The organism is Rathayibacter sp. VKM Ac-2927 (assembly GCF_022815525.1).
Lineage (GTDB): Bacteria > Actinomycetota > Actinomycetes > Actinomycetales > Microbacteriaceae > Rathayibacter > Rathayibacter festucae.
In genome coordinates, this window is the sequence record NZ_JALGRT010000003.1 from 108,376 (window position 1) to 127,122 (window position 18,747).

Here is an 18,747-nt window from a genome sequence, read left to right on the forward strand (position 1 = left end):
GGCGGATGGCCGTCTCCCCGGCCGCCGCGCCTGGCGTGCAGGGTGCGGTGGCCGGGGAGTGCGGCGGTGTCAGGACGCGCTGCGAGCGTCGTTCTTCTCGGTGAGCATGTCCACACCGCGCGAGATGACTTCACCGTACAGGTCATCCGGGTCGAGCCTGCGCAGCTCCTCCGCCAGGCAGTCGCGGAGGCTCCGGCGCGGCAGGGAGATGTCGTGGACGGGCTGGTCCGGCTGCGTCAGCGTCGCGACGTTCGGGATCGAGCGCTCGAGCTCGATCACGCCGGACTCGCGGAAGAGGCGCACCCCGTGGATCCCGCTGGACCCGGTCGCGCTGATGGTGAGCTCGTGGTCGACGGGGATGTCGAGCTCGAGCTGCAGCCAGGCCGCGAGCAGGATCGTCGAGGGGGAGTCCGGCGCGCCGGAGACCTCGACGGCCGTGATCGGCTCGTACGGCGGCTGGTCGAGCACCGCGGCGAGCTGGGCGCGCCAGAGAGTGAGGCGGGTCCAGGCGAAGTCGGTGTCGCCGGGGGCGTAGGTCGAGGCGAGATGGTGCAGAGCCTCGGCCGGGTTGGACTGCGCGGAGGCGTCGGTGATCCGGCGCGTGGCGATGCGGCCGATCGGCGACTTCGAGGCGCTGTCCGGCGCGCTGTTCGGCCACCAGGCGACCACGGGGGCATCCGGGAGCAGGAGCCCGGTGACCAGGCTCTCCTCGTCGGTCGCCGCGTCGCCGAACGGGCGCAGCACGACGACCTCGCTCGCGCCGGCGTCGCCGCCCACGCGGATCTGCGCGTCGACGCGCGGGGTGGCGTCGACGGGGACCGTGGTCAGCCCGTCGTCCTTCGAGACGACGATGACGCGCATCGGGTGCTCGCGGGAGGCGTCGTTGGCAGCGTCGATCGCCTCCTCCTCCTGGCCTCGCGAGGTCGCGATGATGAGGGTGAGCACGCGGCCGAGGGCGACGGCGCCGCCCTCCTCGCGGATCTTGACGAGGGTCTTCGAGACCTCGCTCGTCGTGGTGTCGGGCAGATCGACGATCACGGGCGCCTCCAGGTGCGGCCGTCGCGAGCGAGGAGCTCGTCGGCGGAATCGGGGCCCCAGGTTCCGGGGCGGTACTGCTCGGGCTGGCCCTGCGTGGCCCAGTACTCCTCGATCGGGTCGAGGATCTTCCAGGACAGCTCGACCTCCTCGTGCCGCGGGAAGAGCGGCGGCTCGCCGAGGAGGACGTCGAGGATGAGGCGCTCGTAGGCCTCGGGGCTCGCCTCGGTGAAGGCGTGGCCGTAGCCGAAGTCCATCGTGACGTCGCGGACCTGCATCCCCGCGCCGGGGACCTTCGAGCCGAAGCGCATGGTGACGCCCTCGTCGGGCTGGACGCGGATGACCAGGGCGTTCTGGCCGAGCGAGGTGGTCTGGCTCTCGGCGAAGAGCTGCTGCGGCGCGCGCTTGAAGACCACGGCGATCTCGGTGACGCGGCGGCCCAGGCGCTTGCCCGCGCGCAGGTAGAACGGCACTCCGGCCCAGCGGCGGGTGCCGATGTCCAGGCGCATCGCGGCGAAGGTCTCGGTCGTCGAGGTGGGGCTCATGCCGTCCTCCTCGAGGAAGCCGAGCACCTTCTCGCCGCCCTGCCAGCCGCCGGAGTACTGCCCGCGGGCGGTGACGGTCGACAGGTCCTTCGGCAGGCGGACGGCCGCGAGGACCTTCTCCTTCTCGGCGCGGAGGTCCGCGGCGTCGAACGAGATCGGCTCCTCCATCGCCGTGAGGGCGAGCAGCTGGAGCAGGTGGTTCTGGATGACGTCGCGCGCGGCGCCGATGCCGTCGTAGTAGCCGGCCCGGCCGCCCACTCCGATGTCCTCGGCCATGGTGATCTGCACGTGGTCGACGTAGTTCGAGTTCCAGAGGGGCTCGTACATCATGTTGGCGAAGCGCAGCGCCAGGATGTTCTGGACCGTCTCCTTGCCGAGGTAGTGGTCGATGCGGAAGACGGAGTCCGGCGGGAAGACCGACTCGACGACGGCGTTGAGCTCGCGGGCGGTCTTCAGGTCGCTGCCGAAGGGCTTCTCGATGACGACGCGGCGCCACTGGCCGTCCTTCTGCTCCGCGAGGCCCGAGTTGCGGAGCTGCTCGGTGACCTGGGGGAAGGACTTCGGCGGGATCGAGAGGTAGAAGGCGAAGTTGCCGTTCGTGCCGCGCTCGCGGTCGAGCTCGTCGACGGTCGTCTTCAGGCGGCTGAAGGCCTCGGGGTCGTCGAACTCGCCCTGCACGAAGCGGATGCCCTGCGCGAGCTGCGTCCAGACCTCCTCGTGGAACTCGGTGCGGGCGTGCTTCTTGACCGAGTCGTGCACGACCTTCTCGAAGTCCTGGTCGTCCCAGTCGCGGCGGGCGAAGCCGACGAGCGCGAAGCCGGGAGGAAGCAGGCCGCGGTTGGCGAGGTCGTAGACCGCCGGCATGAGCTTCTTGCGGGAGAGATCGCCGGTGACGCCGAAGATGACGAGGCCGCTCGGCCCCGCGATCCGGTTCAGCCGGCGGTCGAAGCTCAACCGCAGCGGATTGAACTCGGGAGTGATGTCCACAGACATGTGCAGTGTCCTTCTGTGTGCCGCGGGCCGGCGGAGCCGGCGCCTCGGCGCACTGCTATCGGTGACGGAGGGGGAGTGGTGACGCCTGCCCGCTCCGCTGAGGGCTTGCGAGCGCGGCCGGGGCGGACCGCGCGGACGACCGCGGGCGCGGCGCCCCGCCTCCGCGAGGAGGACGGGACGCCGCGCCCGGCGGATCAGGTGTTGAGCGCCTCGAAGAGGGCCTCGAGGTCGGCCTCGGGGTCCGTCAGCGTCAGCGTCAGGACCGGGCGGCCGTGCTCGGCGAGCACGCTCGCGTCGCCCGCGGCCTGGGCCTGGATCAGCTGGCCGAAGGTGAACGGGCTCTCGGGGATCTCGAGATCCGTGCTCGCGCGCTCGGCGATCTGGAGGAAGACGCCGGTCGGCGCTCCGCCCTTGTGGTACTGACCGGTCGAGTGCAGGAAGCGCGGGCCCCAGCCGAAGGTCACCGGACGCTTCGACTGCGCGGCGAGGAGGTCGCGGACGCCCTCCAGCTGCGGCAGCGCGAGGCGGTCGACGTAGGCCTGGATCGACACGTAGCCGCCCTCGCCCAGCTGGGCGAGGAGGCGGTCGACGGCGGCCGCGACGGTCGAGACGCCCTCGGTCACCTCCGACGTGCCGGTGACCTCGATGCCCGCGTCGGTGAACGCCGGTGCGGCGGGCTCGGGACGCTTCTCGAGCAGGGCCCGGGTCGCGACCTTCGCCGACTCGACATCGGGCTGGTCGAACGGGTTGATCCCGAGCAGGCGCCCGGCGACCGCGACCGCGTACTCCCAGGTCAGCATCTGCGCGCCGAGCGAGCCGGACAGGAGGATCTCGCCCTCGTGCCGGTCGCGCGGGAACAGGTGCAGCGCGCTCGCGTCCTCGACCAGGCGGACGACCTGCACGTCGGCGAGGTCCTCCGACAGCTCGGGGGCGAGGGTGCCGAGGACGACGGGGAGGATGCCCGTGCCGTCCTTGCCGGTGGACTCGGCGATGAGCTGCTCGGCCCAGTCGGCGAAGCCCACGATGTGCGTGCCGTCGGCCACGATCGCGAGCTTGTCGCGACGGGGGCTGGTGGCGGCGATCGCGGCGCCGAGGAGCAGACCCGGGTTCTCCGGGGTGTCCACGGCCAGGCCGAGGGAGGCCTCCGCCGCCTCGTCGAGGAGGGCCTCGATGTCGGCGCCGGCGAGTCCGGACGGCACGAGGCCGAACGCGGAGAGCGCCGAGAAGCGGCCGCCGATGTTCGGGTCGGCGTTGAAGACCCGGTAGCCGGCCTCGCGCGAGGACGAGTCGAGCGGCGAGCCGGGGTCGGTCACGATGACGATGCGGTCGAGCGGGTCGATGCCCGCCTCGGTGAACGCCTTCTCGTAGGCCTTCTTCTGGCTGGCGGTCTCGACCGTCGAGCCGGACTTGGACGAGATGACGACCGCGGTCGACGCGAGGCGGTCGTTCAGGGCGGCGAGGACCTGCCCGGGCGCGGTGGAGTCGAGCACGGTGAGCTCGACGCCGGCGGTCCGGGTGATGACCTCGGGCGCGAGCGAGGAGCCGCCCATGCCGCCGAGCACGATGTGATCGATGCCCTTGGCCTGGAACTCCTCGCGGAGCGCCAGGATCTCGGGGATCAGCGGGCGGGAGACCGTGGTCGACTCGGTCCAGCCGAGGCGCTTCGCGGACTCCTCCTCGGCCGCCGCACCCCAGAGGGTGGGGACCTGGGCGGTGATGCCCGAGGCGACCTCGTCGGCGACGAGCTCGGGCACGACGCGGTCGGCGGCCTTCTCGGCGTCACCGCTGAGGTGGATCTGGATCGCCATGATCAGGCCTTCGCCTTCGCGCCCTCGAGCGCGGCGGTGACGGTGTCGAGCAGCTCGTTCCAGGAGACGACGAACTTCTCGACGCCCTCCTTCTCGAGCAGCTCGGTGACCTCGGCGTAGGAGACGCCCTGCGCGGCGACGGCGTCGAGGACGGCGTTGGCGTCGGCGTAGGAGCCGGTCACCGTGTCGCCGGCGATGACGCCGTGGTCGAAGGTCGCCTCGAGGGTCTTCTCGGGCATGGTGTTGACGACGCCCGCGGCGACCAGCTCGGTCACGTAGAGGGTGTCGGGCAGATCGGTCGACTTGACGCCGGTCGAGGCCCACAGCGGCCGCTGGCGGTTGGCGCCGGACTCCTGCAGGAGCAGCGCGCGCTCGGTGGCGAACGCCTCGACGAAGACCTCGTAGGCGAGCTGCGCGTTGGCGACGCCGGCCTTGCTCTTCAGCGCGAGGGCCTCGTCGGTGCCGACGGCCTCGAGGCGCTTGTCGATCTCGGTGTCGACGCGCGACACGAAGAACGAGGCGACGGAGTGGATCGTCGACAGGTCGATGCCGGCGTCCTTGGCCTTCTCGAGGCCGGCGAGGTACGCGTTGATGACGGCGCGGTAGCGGGCGAGCGAGAAGATCAGCGTGACGTTGACCGAGATGCCGGAGCCGATGGCCTCGGTGATGGCCTCGAGGCCCTCGACGGTCGCGGGGATCTTGATCATCGCGTTCGGGCGGTCGACCTTGGCCCAGAGGGCCTTGGCCTGCTCGATGGTGCCCTGCGCGTCGTGCGCGAGGCCCGGCTCGACCTCGATCGAGACGCGGCCGTCGTAGCCGTTGGTCGCGTCGTAGATCGGGCGGAAGACGTCGGAGGCGGCGGCGACGTCGTCGGTGGTGATCGCGAAGACCGCGTCGGTCACCGAGGTGTCGGCGGCGGCGAGCTCCTCGACCTGCTCGTCGTAGGACTCGCCCTTGGCGAGGGCCGCGGCGAAGATCGTGGGGTTGGTCGTGACTCCGACGACGTTCTTCTCGTCGATGAGCTTCTGCAGCCCGCCGCTCGAGATGCGCGAGCGCGACAGGTCGTCGAGCCAGATGCTGACGCCGGCGGCGGAGAGGTCTGCGGTGGGGGTGTTCTCGGTCATGTCTCTTCTTCTCGCTAGATGGTGCGGGTCGGTGGGGAGTCGTGGGGCCGACGGCGAAGGCCGCGCCCGGGTGGACGCGGCCTTCGTGGTCAGGACGCCGCGAGCGACTCCTTGGCGGCGGTGATGGCCGCCTCGGTGGTGATCCCGAACTCGCGGAACAGGGTCTTGTAGTCGGCGGAGGCGCCGAAGTGCTCGATGGAGACCGAGCGGCCGGCGTCGCCGACGTACTTCTGCCAGCCGAGGCTGAGGCCGGCCTCGATCGAGACGCGCGCCTTCACGGCGGAGGGCAGCACCTTCTCGCGGTACTCGGCGTCCTGCTCCTCGAACCACTCGAGCGACGGGGCCGAGACGACGCGGGCGTTGACGCCCTCGCCCTTGAGCAGCTCGCGCGCCTCGACGGCGATCTGCACCTCGGAGCCGGTGGCGATGAGGATCACGTCCGGGGTGCCGTTCGGCGCCTCGGCGAGGATGTACGCGCCGCGGGCGACGTTCGACGCGTGGGCGAAGGTCTCGCCGGTGGCGTCGCCCTCTCCGCGCTCGAAGACGGGGATGTTCTGGCGGGTCAGCGCGAGGCCGGCCGGGCCCTCGCGGCGCTCCAGGATCGTCTTCCAGGCGTAGGCGACCTCGTTGGCGTCGCCGGGGCGGACGATGTCCAGTCCCGGGATCGCGCGGAGGGCCGCCAGCTGCTCGACCGGCTGGTGCGTCGGGCCGTCCTCGCCGAGCGCCACGGAGTCGTGGGTCCAGACATAGATGGCCGGCGCCTTCATGAGCGCGGCGAGACGGACCGCCGGGCGCATGTAGTCGGAGAAGATCAGGAAGGTGCCGCCGAAGGGGCGGGTGTTGCCGTGCAGGACGATGCCGTTGAGGATCGCGCCCATGGCGTGCTCGCGGATGCCGAAGTGCAGCACGCGGCCGCCCTTCTTGCCGGTCCACTCGTGGGTCGAGAACTCGCTCGGCACGAAGGAGCCGGCGCCCTCGATGGTCGTGTTGTTCGACTCGGCGAGGTCGGCGGAGCCGCCCCAGAGCTCGGGCACGACGCCGGCGAGGGCGTTGATGACCTTGCCGGACGCGGCGCGGGTCGACACCTCCTTGCCGGGCTCGAAGACCGGGAGGGCCTCCTGGACGCCCTCGGGGAGGTCGCCGCTCAGGACGCGGTCGAGCAGGACCTTCTTCTCGGGGTTCGCGGTCGCCCACGCCTCGAGCTGCTCGTTCCACTCGGCGTGCTGCGCCTGGCCGCGCTCGACGGCCTTGCGGGTGTGCTCGATGACCTCGTCGGCGACGTCGAAGGTCTTCTCGGGGTCGAAGCCGAGCACCTCCTTGAGGCCGCGGAGCTCGTCGGCGCCGAGGGCGGAGCCGTGGATCTTGCCGGTGTTCTGCTTCTTCGGCGAGGGCCAGCCGATGATCGTGCGCAGGATGATGAGCGACGGCTTGTCGGTCTCGCCCTTGGCGGCCTCGATCGCGGCGTGCAGCTCGGCGACGTCCTCGTGGTACTCGCCGGTCTTCTTCCAGTCGACGACCTGGACCTGCCAGTCGTAGGCCTCGTAGCGCGCCTTGACGTCCTCGGTGAAGGCGATGTTGGTGTCGTCCTCGATCGAGATCTGGTTGGAGTCGTAGATGACGACGAGGTTGCCGAGCTGCTGGTGGCCGGCGAGCGAGGAGGCCTCGCTGGTGATGCCCTCCTGCAGGTCGCCGTCGCCGGCGATGACGTAGACGAAGTGGTCGAACGGCGAGGTGCCCGCGGCGGCCTCGGGGTCGAACAGGTCGCGCTCGAAGCGCGCCGCGTAGGCGAAGCCGACGGCCGAGGCGAGACCCTGGCCGAGCGGGCCGGTGGTGATCTCGACGCCGTCGGTGTGGCCGTACTCGGGGTGGCCCGGGGTCTTCGAGCCCCAGGTGCGCAGCGCCTTGAGGTCGTCGAGCTCGAGGCCGTAGCCGCCCAGGTAGAACTGGACGTACTGCGTCAGCGAGGAGTGGCCGACCGACAGGATGAAGCGGTCGCGGCCGATCCAGGTGGCGTCGGACGGATCGCGGCGCATGACCTTCTGGAACAGGAGGTACGCGGCCGGCGCGAGGCTCATGGCGGTGCCGGGGTGGCCGTTGCCGACCTTCTCGACCGCGTCCGCGGCGAGAACCCTCGCCGTGTCGACTGCCTTCTCGTCAATGGAATCCCATTGCAGTTCTGACACTAGGTACTGACCCTTCTCGAGACGTGGGGCAGACGGGGACCGTCCGCCCTCTCGCATGGTGGAGCGCGCATGACGACTTCGACACGATGCTTCCGACGACGCCCCGTTCGGCCTCGCGCGACTGATCAGTCGGGCGGAACTCGGGTGCGGGCCGGGCGCTCTGGCGAGCAGTTCCGAGTATACGGAGGGGGGTGCGCCGGGGATCGGGGGTTGCGCCTCGCATATGTCGGCGTCCGATTGGACAAGCGTGCACTCCGGGCCCGACCCCGTCCGGCGCGCATTACACTCGTTCGGGATCATCGATCGTTAGAGGAGCAATGGACGTAGTCGCAGAGACCACCGCGATCGAGCGGGGAGGGCCCGTCCGGTCGCCCCTGTCGCGCAAGGTGAGGGCGTACGTCGCGCTGACGAAGCCGCGGGTGATCGAGCTGCTGCTCGTGGTCACCGCGCCCACGATGATCCTGGCGCAGAACGGGATCCCGAACCTGCTGCTGGTCCTCAACGTCCTCATCGGCGGGGCGCTCAGCGCCGGGTCGGCCGGCGCGTTCAACTGCTACATCGACCGCGACATCGACCGCGTGATGAAGCGGACCCGCAACCGCCCGCTCGTCACCGGCGAGGTCTCCGACCGGGAGGCGCTGGTCTTCGCGACCACGATCGGCGTGCTGTCGATCGTCTGGCTCGGCCTGACTGCCAACTGGCTGGCCGCGTCGCTCTCGCTCGCCGCGATCCTCATCTACGTGCTCTTCTACACGCTGTTCCTCAAGCGCCGCACGCCGCAGAACATCGTCTGGGGCGGCATCGCGGGCTGCATGCCCGTGCTGATCGGCTGGGCCGCGGTCACGAACTCGCTCGACTGGGCGCCGATCATCCTGTTCTCGGTCATCTTCCTCTGGACGCCGCCGCACTACTGGCCGCTCTCGATGAAGTACCGCGAGGACTACCGCGCCGCCGGCGTGCCGATGCTCGCCGTCGTCCGCGGGCGCAGCATCGTCGGTCTCCAGGTCATCCTCTACGCGTGGGCCACCGTCGCGTGCTCCCTGCTGCTCATCCCCGTCGCCGGCATGGGCGTCGTCTACACGGTCGTCGCCCTCGCCAGCGGTGTCTGGTTCATCGCCGAGACGCACCGCCTCTACAGCCTCGCGATCCGTCACGAGCACGTCTCGCCGATGCGCGTCTTCCACGGCTCGATCGGATACCTCACGCTGCTGTTCCTCGCCGTCGGCATCGACCCGCTGCTGCCGTTCTGATGGTGACGCCGTTCTCGTTCCTCGCCGAGCGGGTCACCCTGAGTCCCCGCGCCCTGCGCTGGGGGACGACGGCCGCCCTCGTCGCGAGCATCCTGATCATCTTCTTCGGCGGCGTCGTGCGCCTGACCGGCTCGGGCCTCGGCTGCCCGACCTGGCCCGCCTGCGACGCGGGCTCGCTGACCTCGACGCCCGAGCTCGGGATCCACGGCTTCATCGAGTTCACCAACCGCGCCTTCACCGGCGTGCTGATCGTCGCGGTCGGCTGGGCCATCACTGCGGCCCGGCTGCAGAAGCCGCGCGACCGCACGATGACCCGCCTGGCCTGGTCGCAGTTCTGGCTCGTGGTGGCGAACGCGCTCGCGGGCGGAGCGACCGTGCACTCGGGCCTCAACCCCTACATCGTCGCTGGTCACTTCATGCTCGCGATCGCCCTGCTGACGACCACGGCGCTGACCTGGCACCGCGCGCACCGCTCGCAGTCCGTCGCGTTCGAGCCGGACGCGCTGACGCGCGGCGTGAGCATCGCGCTCGTCGCGGTGACGCTGGCCGTGATCGCCGTCGGCACCCTGGTGACCGGCACCGGTCCGCACGCGGGCGACTCGGCCGAGGTTCCGCGGATGCGGTTCCACTGGGAGAGCGTCACCGTCGTGCACGGGGTCCTCGGGACGGGCACGCTCGTGCTCGGCCTCGTGCTGCTGGTGCTGCTGGCGCGCGTGCCGGGCTCCGAGCTGGCACGGCGCCGCGTGATCACCTTCCTCGTCGTGGTGGGGCTGCAGGCGCTGGTGGGCGTCGCCCAGTCGCTCCTCGCCCTGCCGGAGGCGCTCGTCGCCGTCCACCTCCTCGGCTCCGCGTTCGTGTGGGTCGGTGCGCTGCGGGTCCTGCTCGACGTGAATCCGCAGCTCTTCACGGTGCGCGCTCAGCGTCGGCAGGCCGTCGAGGAGCTCGCGCCCGCGCTCTGACTCGGACGGTGGTCGGCTCGGGGGCCCTTCCCGCCCGACCGCAGGTGCCGGCGCAGCCGGACCAGTGCGAGCGCGAGCCGCGGCAGCGGGAGGCACCGCGCGAGCGGCTCGGCCAGCGAGCCGAAGTCGCGGGCGAGCCTCGGCTCCAGGCCGGCGCGCGCGAGCGCGAGGAGGAGGCGGGGAAGGGTCGGGATGCCGTCGTCGTTCGTCATGCGGACACTCCAGCACGGACCACCGGCACGGGTATGGTCATGCGGGTCTGGCGGCGCGGGCTCCGGTGCCCGGGCGACACCCAGGTGCAGAGGTTCCACTGGGAGCACGGCTTCCGTAGGATGAGTAGTTGGTTCAGGTTCGACGCGGGACGCGTCGGTCGCCGTGACGGCGAGACCCGGACCTCGGCCCGATGGAGCGCCACCGCAAGCCTCAGGACTTCCCGGGACGCACCGCTCCGCTCCGCCCATCGACTCGATGGCGTGATCGGCCCGGATGCGCTCCTCGGATCCCCCTCGGGGAATGACTCCGGAACCCGACCGGTTACCAGTGGGTAGGAAACGAGGTACTTATGTCAGACATCCTGATCGACCGCCCCGAGCTCGCGAGCCTGGGCGTCTACGAGTTCGGCTGGTCCGACTCGGACTCCGCCGGCGCCTCCGCGCGCCGCGGCATCTCGCCCGAGGTCGTCTCCGACATCTCCGCGCTCAAGAACGAGCCGGCCTGGATGCGCGAGCGGCGCATGAAGGCGCTCGCCCTCTTCGAGCGCAAGCCGATGCCCACCTGGGGCGCCGACCTGTCGGACATCGACTTCGACAACATCAAGTACTTCGTCCGCTCCACCGAGAAGCAGGCGCAGACCTGGGAGGACCTCCCGGACGACATCAAGAACACGTACGAGAAGCTCGGCATCCCCGAGGCGGAGCGCCAGCGCCTCGTCGGCGGCGTCGCCGCGCAGTACGAGTCCGAGGTCGTCTACCACCAGATCCGCGAGGACCTGGAGGAGCAGGGCGTCATCTTCATGGACACCGACACCGCCCTCCGCGAGCACCCCGAGATCTTCGAGGAGTACTTCGGCACCGTCATCCCGGCCGGCGACAACAAGTTCGCCGCGCTGAACACGGCGGTCTGGTCCGGCGGCTCGTTCGTGTACGTCCCCAAGGGTGTGCGCGTCGACATCCCGCTGCAGGCCTACTTCCGGATCAACACCGAGAACATGGGCCAGTTCGAGCGGACGCTGATCATCGCGGACGAGGGCAGCTACGTCCACTACATCGAGGGCTGCACGGCGCCGATCTACAAGTCGGACTCCCTGCACTCGGCCGTCGTCGAGATCATCGTGAAGAAGAACGCCCGCGTGCGCTACACGACGATCCAGAACTGGTCGAACAACGTCTACAACCTCGTCACCAAGCGCGCGATCGCTCACGAGGGCGCGACGATGGAGTGGATCGACGGCAACATCGGCTCCAAGGTCACCATGAAGTACCCGTCGATCTTCCTGGTCGGCGAGCACGCCAAGGGCGAGACCCTCTCCGTCGCGTTCGCGGGCCCCGGCCAGCACCAGGACGCCGGCGCGAAGATGATCCACATGGCTCCGTACACGCAGTCGTCGATCGTCTCCAAGTCGATCGCCCGCGGCGGTGGCCGAGCCGGCTACCGCGGCGAGGTCCGGGTGGACGCCAACGCGCACCACTCCGCGAACACGGTGCGCTGCGACGCGCTCCTGGTCGACACGATCTCGCGCTCGGACACCTACCCGGCGATCGACATCCGCGTGGACGACGTCCAGCTCGGCCACGAGGCCACGGTCTCGAAGGTCAGCGAGGAGCAGCTCTTCTACCTGATGTCCCGCGGCATGCCGGAGGACGAGGCCATGGCCATGATCGTCCGCGGCTTCATCGAGCCGATCGCGCGCGAGCTGCCGATGGAGTACGCCCTCGAGCTCAACAAGCTCATCGAGATGGGGATGGAGGGCAGCGTCGGCTGACGCTCGCCCCACCGGCCCCGAGGCCGCCCGAGTCGGGCGGCCAGCACCCTTCGAAAGGAACCACCGCCTGATGACGGTCCCCACGAGCGCCCCGACGTCCCCTGCGATCGACGGCGCGGACGCCGCCGCGCGCCTGGGCATCGCCGCGCACTCCGACGGGGCGTTCACGCCCGTGCAGACCCGCTCCGAGCGCTTCGCGTCCACCGACGTCGACGCCTTCGAGACGGTCACCGGTCGCGAGATCGCCTGGAAGCTGACCCCGGTCGCCCGCCTCGGCGACCTGATCGACGGCCCCCTCGACGGCTCGCCGACTCCACTGGAGTCGGCGGCGGTCGAGGGCGTCGACGTCTCCTGGGTCGGTCGCGACGACGCGCGGATCGGCACCGCCGGCCTCCCCGAGGACCGCGCCGCCGCGAACGCCTGGTCGCAGTTCGAGCAGGCGCTCTCGATCCGGGTGACCGGCGAGGACGAGAAGGTCGCGACGCTCGTGCGCACCGGTCTCGGCTCCGCTCCCCGTGCCGCGCACACGATCATCGAGGCCGCGCCGTACGCGCGCGGCGTCGTCGTGCTGCAGAACGAGGGCGAGGCGACTCTCGCCGAGAACGTCGAGGTCCTCGTCGGCGAGGGCGCGCAGCTGACCATCGTGACGCTGCAGGAGTGGGCCGACGACGCCCGCCACCTCGCGAACCACTTCCTCCGCGTCGGCCGCGACGCGAAGGTCAAGCACATCGTCGTCACCCTCGGCGGCTCGATCGTCCGGGTGAACCCCTCGGCGCACCTCGTCGAGCGCGGCGCCGACGGCGAGCTCCTCGGCCTGTACTTCGCCGACGGCGGCCAGCACCTCGAGCAGCAGGTCTACGTCGACCACGACGCCCCCGACACCCGCAGCCGCGTCACCTACAAGGGCGCGCTGCAGGGTCAGGGCGCGCGGACGGTCTGGATCGGCGACGTGCTGATCCGCCAGAGCGCGAACGGCACCGACAGCTACGAGCAGAACCGCAACCTGGTCCTCTCGGACGGCACGCGGGCCGACTCGATCCCGAACCTCGAGATCGAGACCGGCGACATCGCCGGAGCGGGCCACGCCTCGGCGACCGGCCGCTTCGACGACGAGCAGCTCTTCTACCTGCAGTCGCGCGGCATCCGCGAGGACGAGGCGCGCCGCCTGGTCGTCCGCGGCTTCCTCAGCGAGATCGTGCAGCAGATCGGCGTGACCGAGCTCGAGGACCGCCTCCAGCTCGCGATCGAGGCCGAGCTGGCCGGCAGCGCCGGGCAGACCGGCGCGTACACGCCGGAGGTGTCCGCATGAGCGACGCCGCGAAGATCTGCGCCGCCTCGGAGCTGATCCCCAATCAGGCCGTCCGCTACGTCGTCGACGGCATCGCCATCGCGATCGTGCAGGACACGGCCGGCGAGATCCACGCCATCGGCGACACCTGCACGCACGGCGAGGTCTCCCTCGCCGAGGGCTTCGTCGAGGACGACACCCTCGAGTGCTGGGCCCACGGCTCGGCGTTCTCGCTGCGCACCGGCGCCCCCCTGAACCTGCCGGCCTTCGAGCCGGTTCCCGTCTTCGTCGTCGAGGTCATCGACGGCGACGTCTACATCGACCCGACCGTCACGAAGGAAGTCTGAATGTCCGTTCTCCAGATCAGCGATCTCCACGTCAGTGTCGAGACCGAGCAGGGGACCAAGCAGATCCTCCGCGGTGTCGACCTCACCATCAACCAGGGTGAGATCCACGCCGTGATGGGCCCGAACGGGTCCGGCAAGTCCACCCTCGCGTACACGATCGCGGGCCACCCGAAGTACCACGTCGACGGCGGCTCGATCACCCTCGACGGCGTCGAGGTCCTCGACATGACCGTCGACGAGCGCGCTCGCGCCGGCCTCTTCCTCGCCATGCAGTACCCGGTCGAGATCCCCGGCGTGACCAACACCAACTTCCTCCGCACGGCCAAGACCGCCATCGCGGGCGAGGCGCCGGCGATCCGCACCTGGACCAAGGACGTCAAGAAGGCCATGGCCGACCTGCGCATGGACCCGTCCTTCGCGGCGCGCAACGTCAACGAGGGCTTCTCGGGCGGCGAGAAGAAGCGCAACGAGATCCTCCAGCTCGAGCTGCTCGCCCCGCAGTTCGCCGTCCTCGACGAGACCGACTCCGGCCTCGACGTCGACGCGCTCAAGATCGTCTCGGAGGGCGTCAACCGCGCGCACGCCTCGACCGGCCTCGGCGTCCTGCTGATCACGCACTACACGCGGATCCTGCGCTACATCCAGCCCGACTTCGTGCACGTCTTCGTCGCCGGCCGGATCGCCGAGCAGGGCGGCAAGGAGCTCGCGACCCGTCTCGAGGACGAGGGCTACGACCGCTTCCTCGCCCCGGCGACGGCCTGATCATGGCGGTCACCACGCTCGACCCGAAGCTCTTCGACCAGGTCGAGGAGGCGCTCAAGGACGTCATGGACCCCGAGCTCGGCGTCAACGTCGTCGACCTCGGCCTCATCTACGACCTGGGCTGGGACGACGAGAACGACGCCCTGGTCATCCACATGACGCTGACGTCGGCGGGCTGCCCGCTGACGGACGTGCTCGAGGAGCAGACCGCGGAGTCGCTCGACGGCGTCGTGGAGGCGTTCCGGATCAACTGGGTCTGGATGCCGCCGTGGGGTCCGGACCGGATCACCGAGGACGGCCGCGACATGATGCGCGCCCTCGGCTTCTCGATCTAGAGCCGCGCCGCTCGATCGGCGTCAGGTACGGGGAAGGGCCCGGAGGATCATCCTCCGGGCCCTTCGTCGTGCGTGCGGGGCGGGTCAGCCCTTGCGGCGGCCGAGCATCGCCCACGTGGTGGGCAGGAGCGCGGCGGCGAGCAGGATCTTGAGGGTGTCGCCGACGAGGAAGGGCACGAGGCCGGCGGTCAGCACCGAGCCGAGGTCGGCCGGGTAGCCCATCGAGCCGAGCGCGGTGGCGAGCCAGGGGAGTCCGACCAGGTAGATCGTGGCGGTGCCCGCGAGGAAGGTCACGGCGGTGCCGACGACGCGGCGGTCCCACTGGCGCTGCGCGAGCCAGCCGGTGACGATCGAGGCGAGGACGAAACCGACGATGTAGCCGCCGGTCGGGCCGGCCAGGACGGCCCAGCCGCTCGAGCCCTCGGTGAAGATCGGGGCGCCGAGGGCGCCGACGAGCGCGTAGACGCCCATCGAGAGCGCGCCCCGGAGGGCGCCGAGCGTGGTGCCGACGAGCAGGACGGCGAAGGTCTGGCCCGTGATCGGGACCGGCCACATCGGGATGTACAGCTGCGCCATGCCGGCCGTGAACGCGGCGGCGGCGAGGACGAGCACCAGATCGGTGACCAGCGAGCGGGTGAGCAGCCGGTCCGCCAGGACCGGTCGCGACGGGGCGAGAGAGTAGCTGGACATGTCTGTTCTCCAAAGACCGTGTCGCCCGAGAGCGAGGAGCGAGCGCGTCCGCGGTGAGCTGACGTGGATCCGCCCCGCGGCTCAGGAAATATACTAGGGGGCTGCCGCTCCGCGGCCTCTTGCCCCACACCTCCCGAACCGAACGCCATTTCTTGGCGGGAACGGACAGCACAGTGCTCAGCGTGCACGACCTCGAACTCCGAGTCGGCGCCCGACTCCTGATGGAGAACGTGTCCTTCAGAGTCGGCGACGGCGACAAGGTCGGCCTCGTCGGCCGCAACGGCGCGGGCAAGACGACGCTGACCAAGGTCCTCGCCGGCGACCTCATCGCCGCGAAGGGATCGGTCGACCGCGGCGGCGAGATCGGCTACCTGCCGCAGGACCCGCGCTCCGGCGATCCCGAGGAGCTGGCGCGCACGCGCATCCTCGACGCCCGCGGCCTCGGCCAGCTGGTGCTGGGCATGCAGGAGGCCACCGTCGCGATGTCGAGCAGCGACACGGCCGTCAGCGAGGCCGGGATGAAGAAGTACGGCAACCTGACCGACCGCTTCCTCTCGCTCGGCGGCTACGCGGCGGAGGCCGAGGCGGCGTCGATCGCGAGCAACCTGAACCTGCCGGACCGGATCCTCGACCAGCCGCTGAAGACGCTCTCGGGTGGTCAGCGCCGCCGCATCGAGCTCGCCCGCATCCTCTTCTCCGACGCGCAGACGCTCATCCTCGACGAGCCGACCAACCACCTCGACGCCGACTCCGTGGTCTGGCTCCGCGAGTTCCTGAAGAACTACCGCGGCGGCTTCATCGTGATCAGCCACGACATCGAGCTGGTCGGCGAGACCGTGAACCGCGTCTTCTACCTGGACGCCAACCGCCAGGTCATCGACGTCTACAACATGAACTGGAAGAACTACCTCCGCCAGCGCGCGGCCGACGAGGAGCGCCGCAAGAAGGAGCGCGTCAACGTCGAGAAGAAGGCCGGGGCACTGCAGCTGCAGGCCGCGCGCTTCGGCGCGAAGGCGTCGAAGGCCGCGGCCGCGCACCAGATGGTCGCGCGCGCCGAGCGGATGCTCAGCGGCCTCGAGGAGGTCCGCGCTGTGGACCGGGTCGCGAAGCTCCGCTTCCCGACCCCGTCCGCCTGCGGCCGGACCCCGCTGCAGGCGCAGAACCTCTCGAAGAGCTACGGCTCACTCGAGATCTTCACCTCCGTCGACCTCGCGATCGACCGCGGCTCGAAGGTGGTCATCCTCGGGCTGAACGGTGCGGGGAAGACGACGCTGCTGCGCATTCTGGGCGGTGTGGACGCGCCGGACACCGGCGTGATCGAGGCCGGCCACGGCCTGCGCATCGGCTACTACGCCCAGGAGCACGAGACGATCGACGTCAAGCGCTCGGTGCTGGAGAACATGGTCTCCTCGAGCCCGAACCTCACCGAGACCGAGGCCCGCCGCGTGCTGGGCTCGTTCCTCTTCACCGGCGACGACTCGCACAAGCCGGCCGGAGTCCTCTCCGGCGGCGAGAAGACCCGCCTCGCCCTGGCGATGATCGTCGTCTCGGGTGCCAACGTGCTGCTGCTCGACGAGCCCACCAACAACCTCGACCCGGCCAGCCGCGAGGAGATCCTCGACGCGCTCGCGCACTACGAGGGCGCGGTCGTCCTGGTCAGCCACGACGAGGGGGCGGTGGAGGCGCTCAACCCCGAGCGCGTGCTGATCATGCCCGAGGGCACCGAGGACCACTGGACCGCGGACTACCTCGACCTGATCATGCTGGCCTGATCCTCGGCCTTCGAGGTCTCGGGACTGCGCTCATGCTGATCGAGCAGCCCGCGGAGCGGGCGTATCGAGATCCACCGGCATCCGGACGTGACACTGCGGAGCCGCCCTGCTGGTGACGGCGGGTCTCGATACCCCCCTGCGGGGCTACTCGACCAGCATGTGTGCGGGCGTGTCCTCCCAGTGGATCCCGCTCGGTCAGCGGGCGTCGAGCAGCTCGTCCTCGATCTCGGCGTCGGTGCGGCCGCGGCGGAGGCGGCGCTGCTCGCGGCGCTCCTCGGCGGCGATGACCTCGGGGTCGTCGGCGTTGCGGATCCGGTACTCGTGCCGGATCGCCCAGGCGAGACCGCCGAAGCCCATGATCGCGAAGAGCACCCACTGGATCGCGTAGCTGATGTGCAGGCCCTCGTCGGCGACGGGCTTGATCGCGGCGAGCGGCCGCTCCTCGATCGGAGCCGGGTCCTCCTGGACCAGCAGCCCGTAGCCGGCGGTGCGCAGCGGCTCGTCGAGCTGGGCGGAGAGGTCGTCGAGCTGGATCGTCGCGATCTGGCCGGCGGGCGCGCCGCGGCCCTCGATGCGGCCCTCGCCGGGCTTGAGCCGGGCCGTGACCGTGACCTCGCCCTCGGGCGGGGCCGGGACGACGTCGGGGGAGTCCTGGGTGGAGCCGACCGGGACCCAGCCGCGATCGACGACGAAGACGCTGCCGTCCGCGAGGCGCAGCGGGGTGAGGATCTCGAAGCCGGGATTGCCGTTGTACGGCCGGTTGCGGACGAGCGTCTCGCCGTCGGTCTCGTAGACGCCGCTGACCTCGACGGGCCGGTACTCGAGCGCGTCGTCCCAGCTCGCTCCCTCGGGGAGCAGCCCGTCGAGCGCGACGGGGTCGGCGTTCCAGTTGGCGGTGACGAGCCGGTTGGTGCTCGCCGCCTCGTCGAGCCGCGCGACCTGCCAGCGCGAGAGCAGCACGCAGGCGACGGCGAAGACGATCGTGAGGGCCAGGTAGCCGAACCAGCGGCGCGAGAAGGCGAAGCGCCAGGACGGCCGCGTCGCCGTCGCGCTCACAGGGCGGCTCCGCGGTCGACCGTCAGCAGCGGCTTCACCTCGAGCGGGAACTCCCGCGCCGCGAGGAACTCGCGCAGGTAGTCGAGGTGCTCCCCGCAGGCGAGCCAGGTCTTCCGGCGGTCCGCGGTGTGGATGCGCGGGTTCCGCCACTCGATCGCCCAGGTCGCGGTCAGCGCGCAGCCGGCGCGCGAGCAGGCGTGCTGATCGGGCACGCCGCCGAGCGGGATCACCGTCGTCCCTCGGTCGGGTCGCCGCCCTCGGGCGCGTCGGCGGAGGGCGCCGCGTCGTCCGACGTAGGCGGCGCGTAGGGCGGCACCGGCCGGGACAGCACGATCGCGCCGGGACGCTCGACCGTTCCGCTCTCACCGGCGCTGCCGACGTTGGCGAGCACGACGGCGAAGTAGGGGAGCACGATCGCGCCGAGGGCGAAGAAGAGCAGCCACCAGCCCTGAGCGAAGATCAGGCAGATCACGCAGACCATCCTGATGCCCATGGCGATGGAGTACTTGATCGCGCGGGAGCGACGCGCGGCACTGGGCGACGGCGGGAGGGAGGTGAGCGATTCGCGTGATTTCACAGCCCGACCAGACTACGTCGTGCGCGCCAAGCGAAGGCTGAG

General features: G+C 70.6%; 18 protein-coding genes. 8 read left to right on the forward strand and 10 right to left on the reverse strand.

The genetic code is table 11. The features are described 5' to 3' along the window. Window positions 1-69 precede the first annotated feature (69 nt). From MT353_RS09625 to tkt, 5 genes are all read right to left on the reverse strand, one after another. The gene (locus MT353_RS09625) at window positions 70-1,038 is read right to left on the reverse strand and encodes a glucose-6-phosphate dehydrogenase assembly protein OpcA (RefSeq protein WP_123735792.1); all 969 of its coding nucleotides are present in this window, start codon (window positions 1,036-1,038) and stop codon (window positions 70-72) included. Next, window positions 1,035-2,573, reverse strand: coding sequence for a glucose-6-phosphate dehydrogenase (gene zwf, locus MT353_RS09630; RefSeq protein ID WP_123704307.1), 1,539 nt, complete (start codon window positions 2,571-2,573; stop codon window positions 1,035-1,037). Before zwf ends, MT353_RS09625 begins: the two co-directional genes overlap by 4 nt. A gap of 194 nt (window positions 2,574-2,767) precedes the next feature. Further along, a complete protein-coding gene (locus MT353_RS09635; RefSeq protein ID WP_123446274.1) occupies window positions 2,768-4,381 on the reverse strand; it encodes a glucose-6-phosphate isomerase in 1,614 nt (537 codons plus the stop codon). 2 nt (window positions 4,382-4,383) lie between these two features. Next, window positions 4,384-5,505 (reverse strand): transaldolase, encoded by a 1,122-nt coding sequence (gene tal, locus MT353_RS09640; RefSeq protein WP_123446275.1) that lies wholly within the window; start codon window positions 5,503-5,505, stop codon window positions 4,384-4,386. A gap of 89 nt (window positions 5,506-5,594) precedes the next feature. Then, on the reverse strand, window positions 5,595-7,688 hold the full coding sequence (gene tkt / locus MT353_RS09645) for a transketolase (protein ID WP_243616264.1): 2,094 nt from the start codon (window positions 7,686-7,688) through the stop codon (window positions 5,595-5,597). A 317-nt stretch (window positions 7,689-8,005) separates the two neighbouring features. Here tkt and MT353_RS09650 point away from each other — a divergent pair, with 317 nt between their 5' ends. Together MT353_RS09650 and MT353_RS09655 are read left to right on the forward strand one after the other, a co-directional pair. Next, window positions 8,006-8,938, forward strand: coding sequence for a heme o synthase (locus MT353_RS09650; RefSeq protein WP_123735788.1), 933 nt, complete (start codon window positions 8,006-8,008; stop codon window positions 8,936-8,938). Further along, window positions 8,938-9,897, forward strand: a complete 960-nt coding sequence (locus MT353_RS09655) for a heme A synthase (RefSeq protein ID WP_243599977.1) — start codon at window positions 8,938-8,940, stop codon at window positions 9,895-9,897. Before MT353_RS09650 ends, MT353_RS09655 begins: the two co-directional genes overlap by 1 nt. Here MT353_RS09655 and MT353_RS09660 read toward each other — a convergent pair. Then, window positions 9,855-10,109 (reverse strand): hypothetical protein, encoded by a 255-nt coding sequence (locus tag MT353_RS09660; protein WP_243624279.1) that lies wholly within the window; start codon window positions 10,107-10,109, stop codon window positions 9,855-9,857. The two genes, MT353_RS09655 and MT353_RS09660, sit on opposite strands and share 43 nt — an antisense overlap. A gap of 350 nt (window positions 10,110-10,459) precedes the next feature. Between MT353_RS09660 and sufB the strand changes: the two genes are divergently transcribed. The 5 genes from sufB (at window position 10,460) to MT353_RS09685 (ending at window position 14,610) form a co-directional block, all read left to right on the forward strand. Further along, entirely contained in the window at window positions 10,460-11,878 is a 1,419-nt protein-coding gene (sufB, locus tag MT353_RS09665) for a Fe-S cluster assembly protein SufB (RefSeq protein WP_123446280.1), read from the forward strand. Window positions 11,879-11,948: 70 nt separating this feature from the next. Further along, window positions 11,949-13,187 carry a Fe-S cluster assembly protein SufD gene (gene sufD, locus MT353_RS09670; RefSeq protein ID WP_243624280.1) on the forward strand — a complete coding sequence of 413 codons (1,239 nt, stop codon included), beginning with the start codon at window positions 11,949-11,951 and terminating at the stop codon, window positions 13,185-13,187. Then, window positions 13,184-13,513 carry a non-heme iron oxygenase ferredoxin subunit gene (locus MT353_RS09675; protein ID WP_123735785.1) on the forward strand — a complete coding sequence of 110 codons (330 nt, stop codon included), beginning with the start codon at window positions 13,184-13,186 and terminating at the stop codon, window positions 13,511-13,513. Before sufD ends, MT353_RS09675 begins: the two co-directional genes overlap by 4 nt. After that, on the forward strand, window positions 13,514-14,275 hold the full coding sequence (sufC, locus tag MT353_RS09680) for a Fe-S cluster assembly ATPase SufC (RefSeq protein WP_123446283.1): 762 nt from the start codon (window positions 13,514-13,516) through the stop codon (window positions 14,273-14,275). A gap of 2 nt (window positions 14,276-14,277) precedes the next feature. Further along, window positions 14,278-14,610 carry a metal-sulfur cluster assembly factor gene (locus MT353_RS09685; RefSeq protein ID WP_123446284.1) on the forward strand — a complete coding sequence of 111 codons (333 nt, stop codon included), beginning with the start codon at window positions 14,278-14,280 and terminating at the stop codon, window positions 14,608-14,610. Window positions 14,611-14,694: 84 nt separating this feature from the next. Here MT353_RS09685 and MT353_RS09690 read toward each other — a convergent pair whose 3' ends face one another. Continuing rightward, the gene (locus MT353_RS09690) at window positions 14,695-15,300 is read right to left on the reverse strand and encodes a biotin transporter BioY (RefSeq protein WP_123735784.1); all 606 of its coding nucleotides are present in this window, start codon (window positions 15,298-15,300) and stop codon (window positions 14,695-14,697) included. Between the two features lie 173 nt (window positions 15,301-15,473). Between MT353_RS09690 and MT353_RS09695 the strand changes: the two genes are divergently transcribed. After that, the gene (locus MT353_RS09695) at window positions 15,474-17,072 is read left to right on the forward strand and encodes an ABC-F family ATP-binding cassette domain-containing protein (RefSeq protein WP_123733093.1); all 1,599 of its coding nucleotides are present in this window, start codon (window positions 15,474-15,476) and stop codon (window positions 17,070-17,072) included. A gap of 195 nt (window positions 17,073-17,267) precedes the next feature. Here the strand turns inward: MT353_RS09695 and MT353_RS09700 are convergent, their stop codons facing one another. The 3 genes from MT353_RS09700 to MT353_RS09710 are packed head-to-tail and all read right to left on the reverse strand — an operon-like array spanning window position 17,268 to window position 18,705. Then, complete coding sequence (locus MT353_RS09700) at window positions 17,268-18,128, reverse strand: SURF1 family protein (protein ID WP_123735783.1); 861 nt, start codon at window positions 18,126-18,128, stop codon at window positions 17,268-17,270. Then, on the reverse strand, window positions 18,125-18,358 hold the full coding sequence (locus tag MT353_RS09705; protein ID WP_243582970.1) for a hypothetical protein: 234 nt from the start codon (window positions 18,356-18,358) through the stop codon (window positions 18,125-18,127). Before MT353_RS09705 ends, MT353_RS09700 begins: the two co-directional genes overlap by 4 nt. Further along, on the reverse strand, window positions 18,355-18,705 hold the full coding sequence (locus tag MT353_RS09710) for a DUF3099 domain-containing protein (protein ID WP_243624281.1): 351 nt from the start codon (window positions 18,703-18,705) through the stop codon (window positions 18,355-18,357). The genes MT353_RS09705 and MT353_RS09710 overlap by 4 nt, the downstream gene beginning before the upstream one ends. Window positions 18,706-18,747 lie beyond the last annotated feature (42 nt).

Bases quoted from the DNA above. Each gene is read 5' to 3' on its own strand.
- tal (WP_123446275.1), bottom strand. From the start codon at position 5,505: ATGACCGAGAACACCCCCACCGCAGACCTCTCCGCCGCCGGCGTCAGC.
- MT353_RS09655 (WP_243599977.1), top strand. From the start codon at position 8,938: ATGGTGACGCCGTTCTCGTTCCTCGCCGAGCGGGTCACCCTGAGTCCC.
- sufD (WP_243624280.1), top strand. From the start codon at position 11,949: ATGACGGTCCCCACGAGCGCCCCGACGTCCCCTGCGATCGACGGCGCG.
- MT353_RS09675 (WP_123735785.1), top strand. From the start codon at position 13,184: ATGAGCGACGCCGCGAAGATCTGCGCCGCCTCGGAGCTGATCCCCAAT.
- sufC (WP_123446283.1), top strand. From the start codon at position 13,514: ATGTCCGTTCTCCAGATCAGCGATCTCCACGTCAGTGTCGAGACCGAG.
- MT353_RS09650 (WP_123735788.1), top strand. From the start codon at position 8,006: ATGGACGTAGTCGCAGAGACCACCGCGATCGAGCGGGGAGGGCCCGTC.
- sufB (WP_123446280.1), top strand. From the start codon at position 10,460: ATGTCAGACATCCTGATCGACCGCCCCGAGCTCGCGAGCCTGGGCGTC.
- zwf (WP_123704307.1), bottom strand. From the start codon at position 2,573: ATGTCTGTGGACATCACTCCCGAGTTCAATCCGCTGCGGTTGAGCTTC.
- MT353_RS09690 (WP_123735784.1), bottom strand. From the start codon at position 15,300: ATGTCCAGCTACTCTCTCGCCCCGTCGCGACCGGTCCTGGCGGACCGG.
- MT353_RS09635 (WP_123446274.1), bottom strand. From the start codon at position 4,381: ATGGCGATCCAGATCCACCTCAGCGGTGACGCCGAGAAGGCCGCCGAC.
- MT353_RS09660 (WP_243624279.1), bottom strand. From the start codon at position 10,109: ATGACGAACGACGACGGCATCCCGACCCTTCCCCGCCTCCTCCTCGCG.
- MT353_RS09685 (WP_123446284.1), top strand. From the start codon at position 14,278: ATGGCGGTCACCACGCTCGACCCGAAGCTCTTCGACCAGGTCGAGGAG.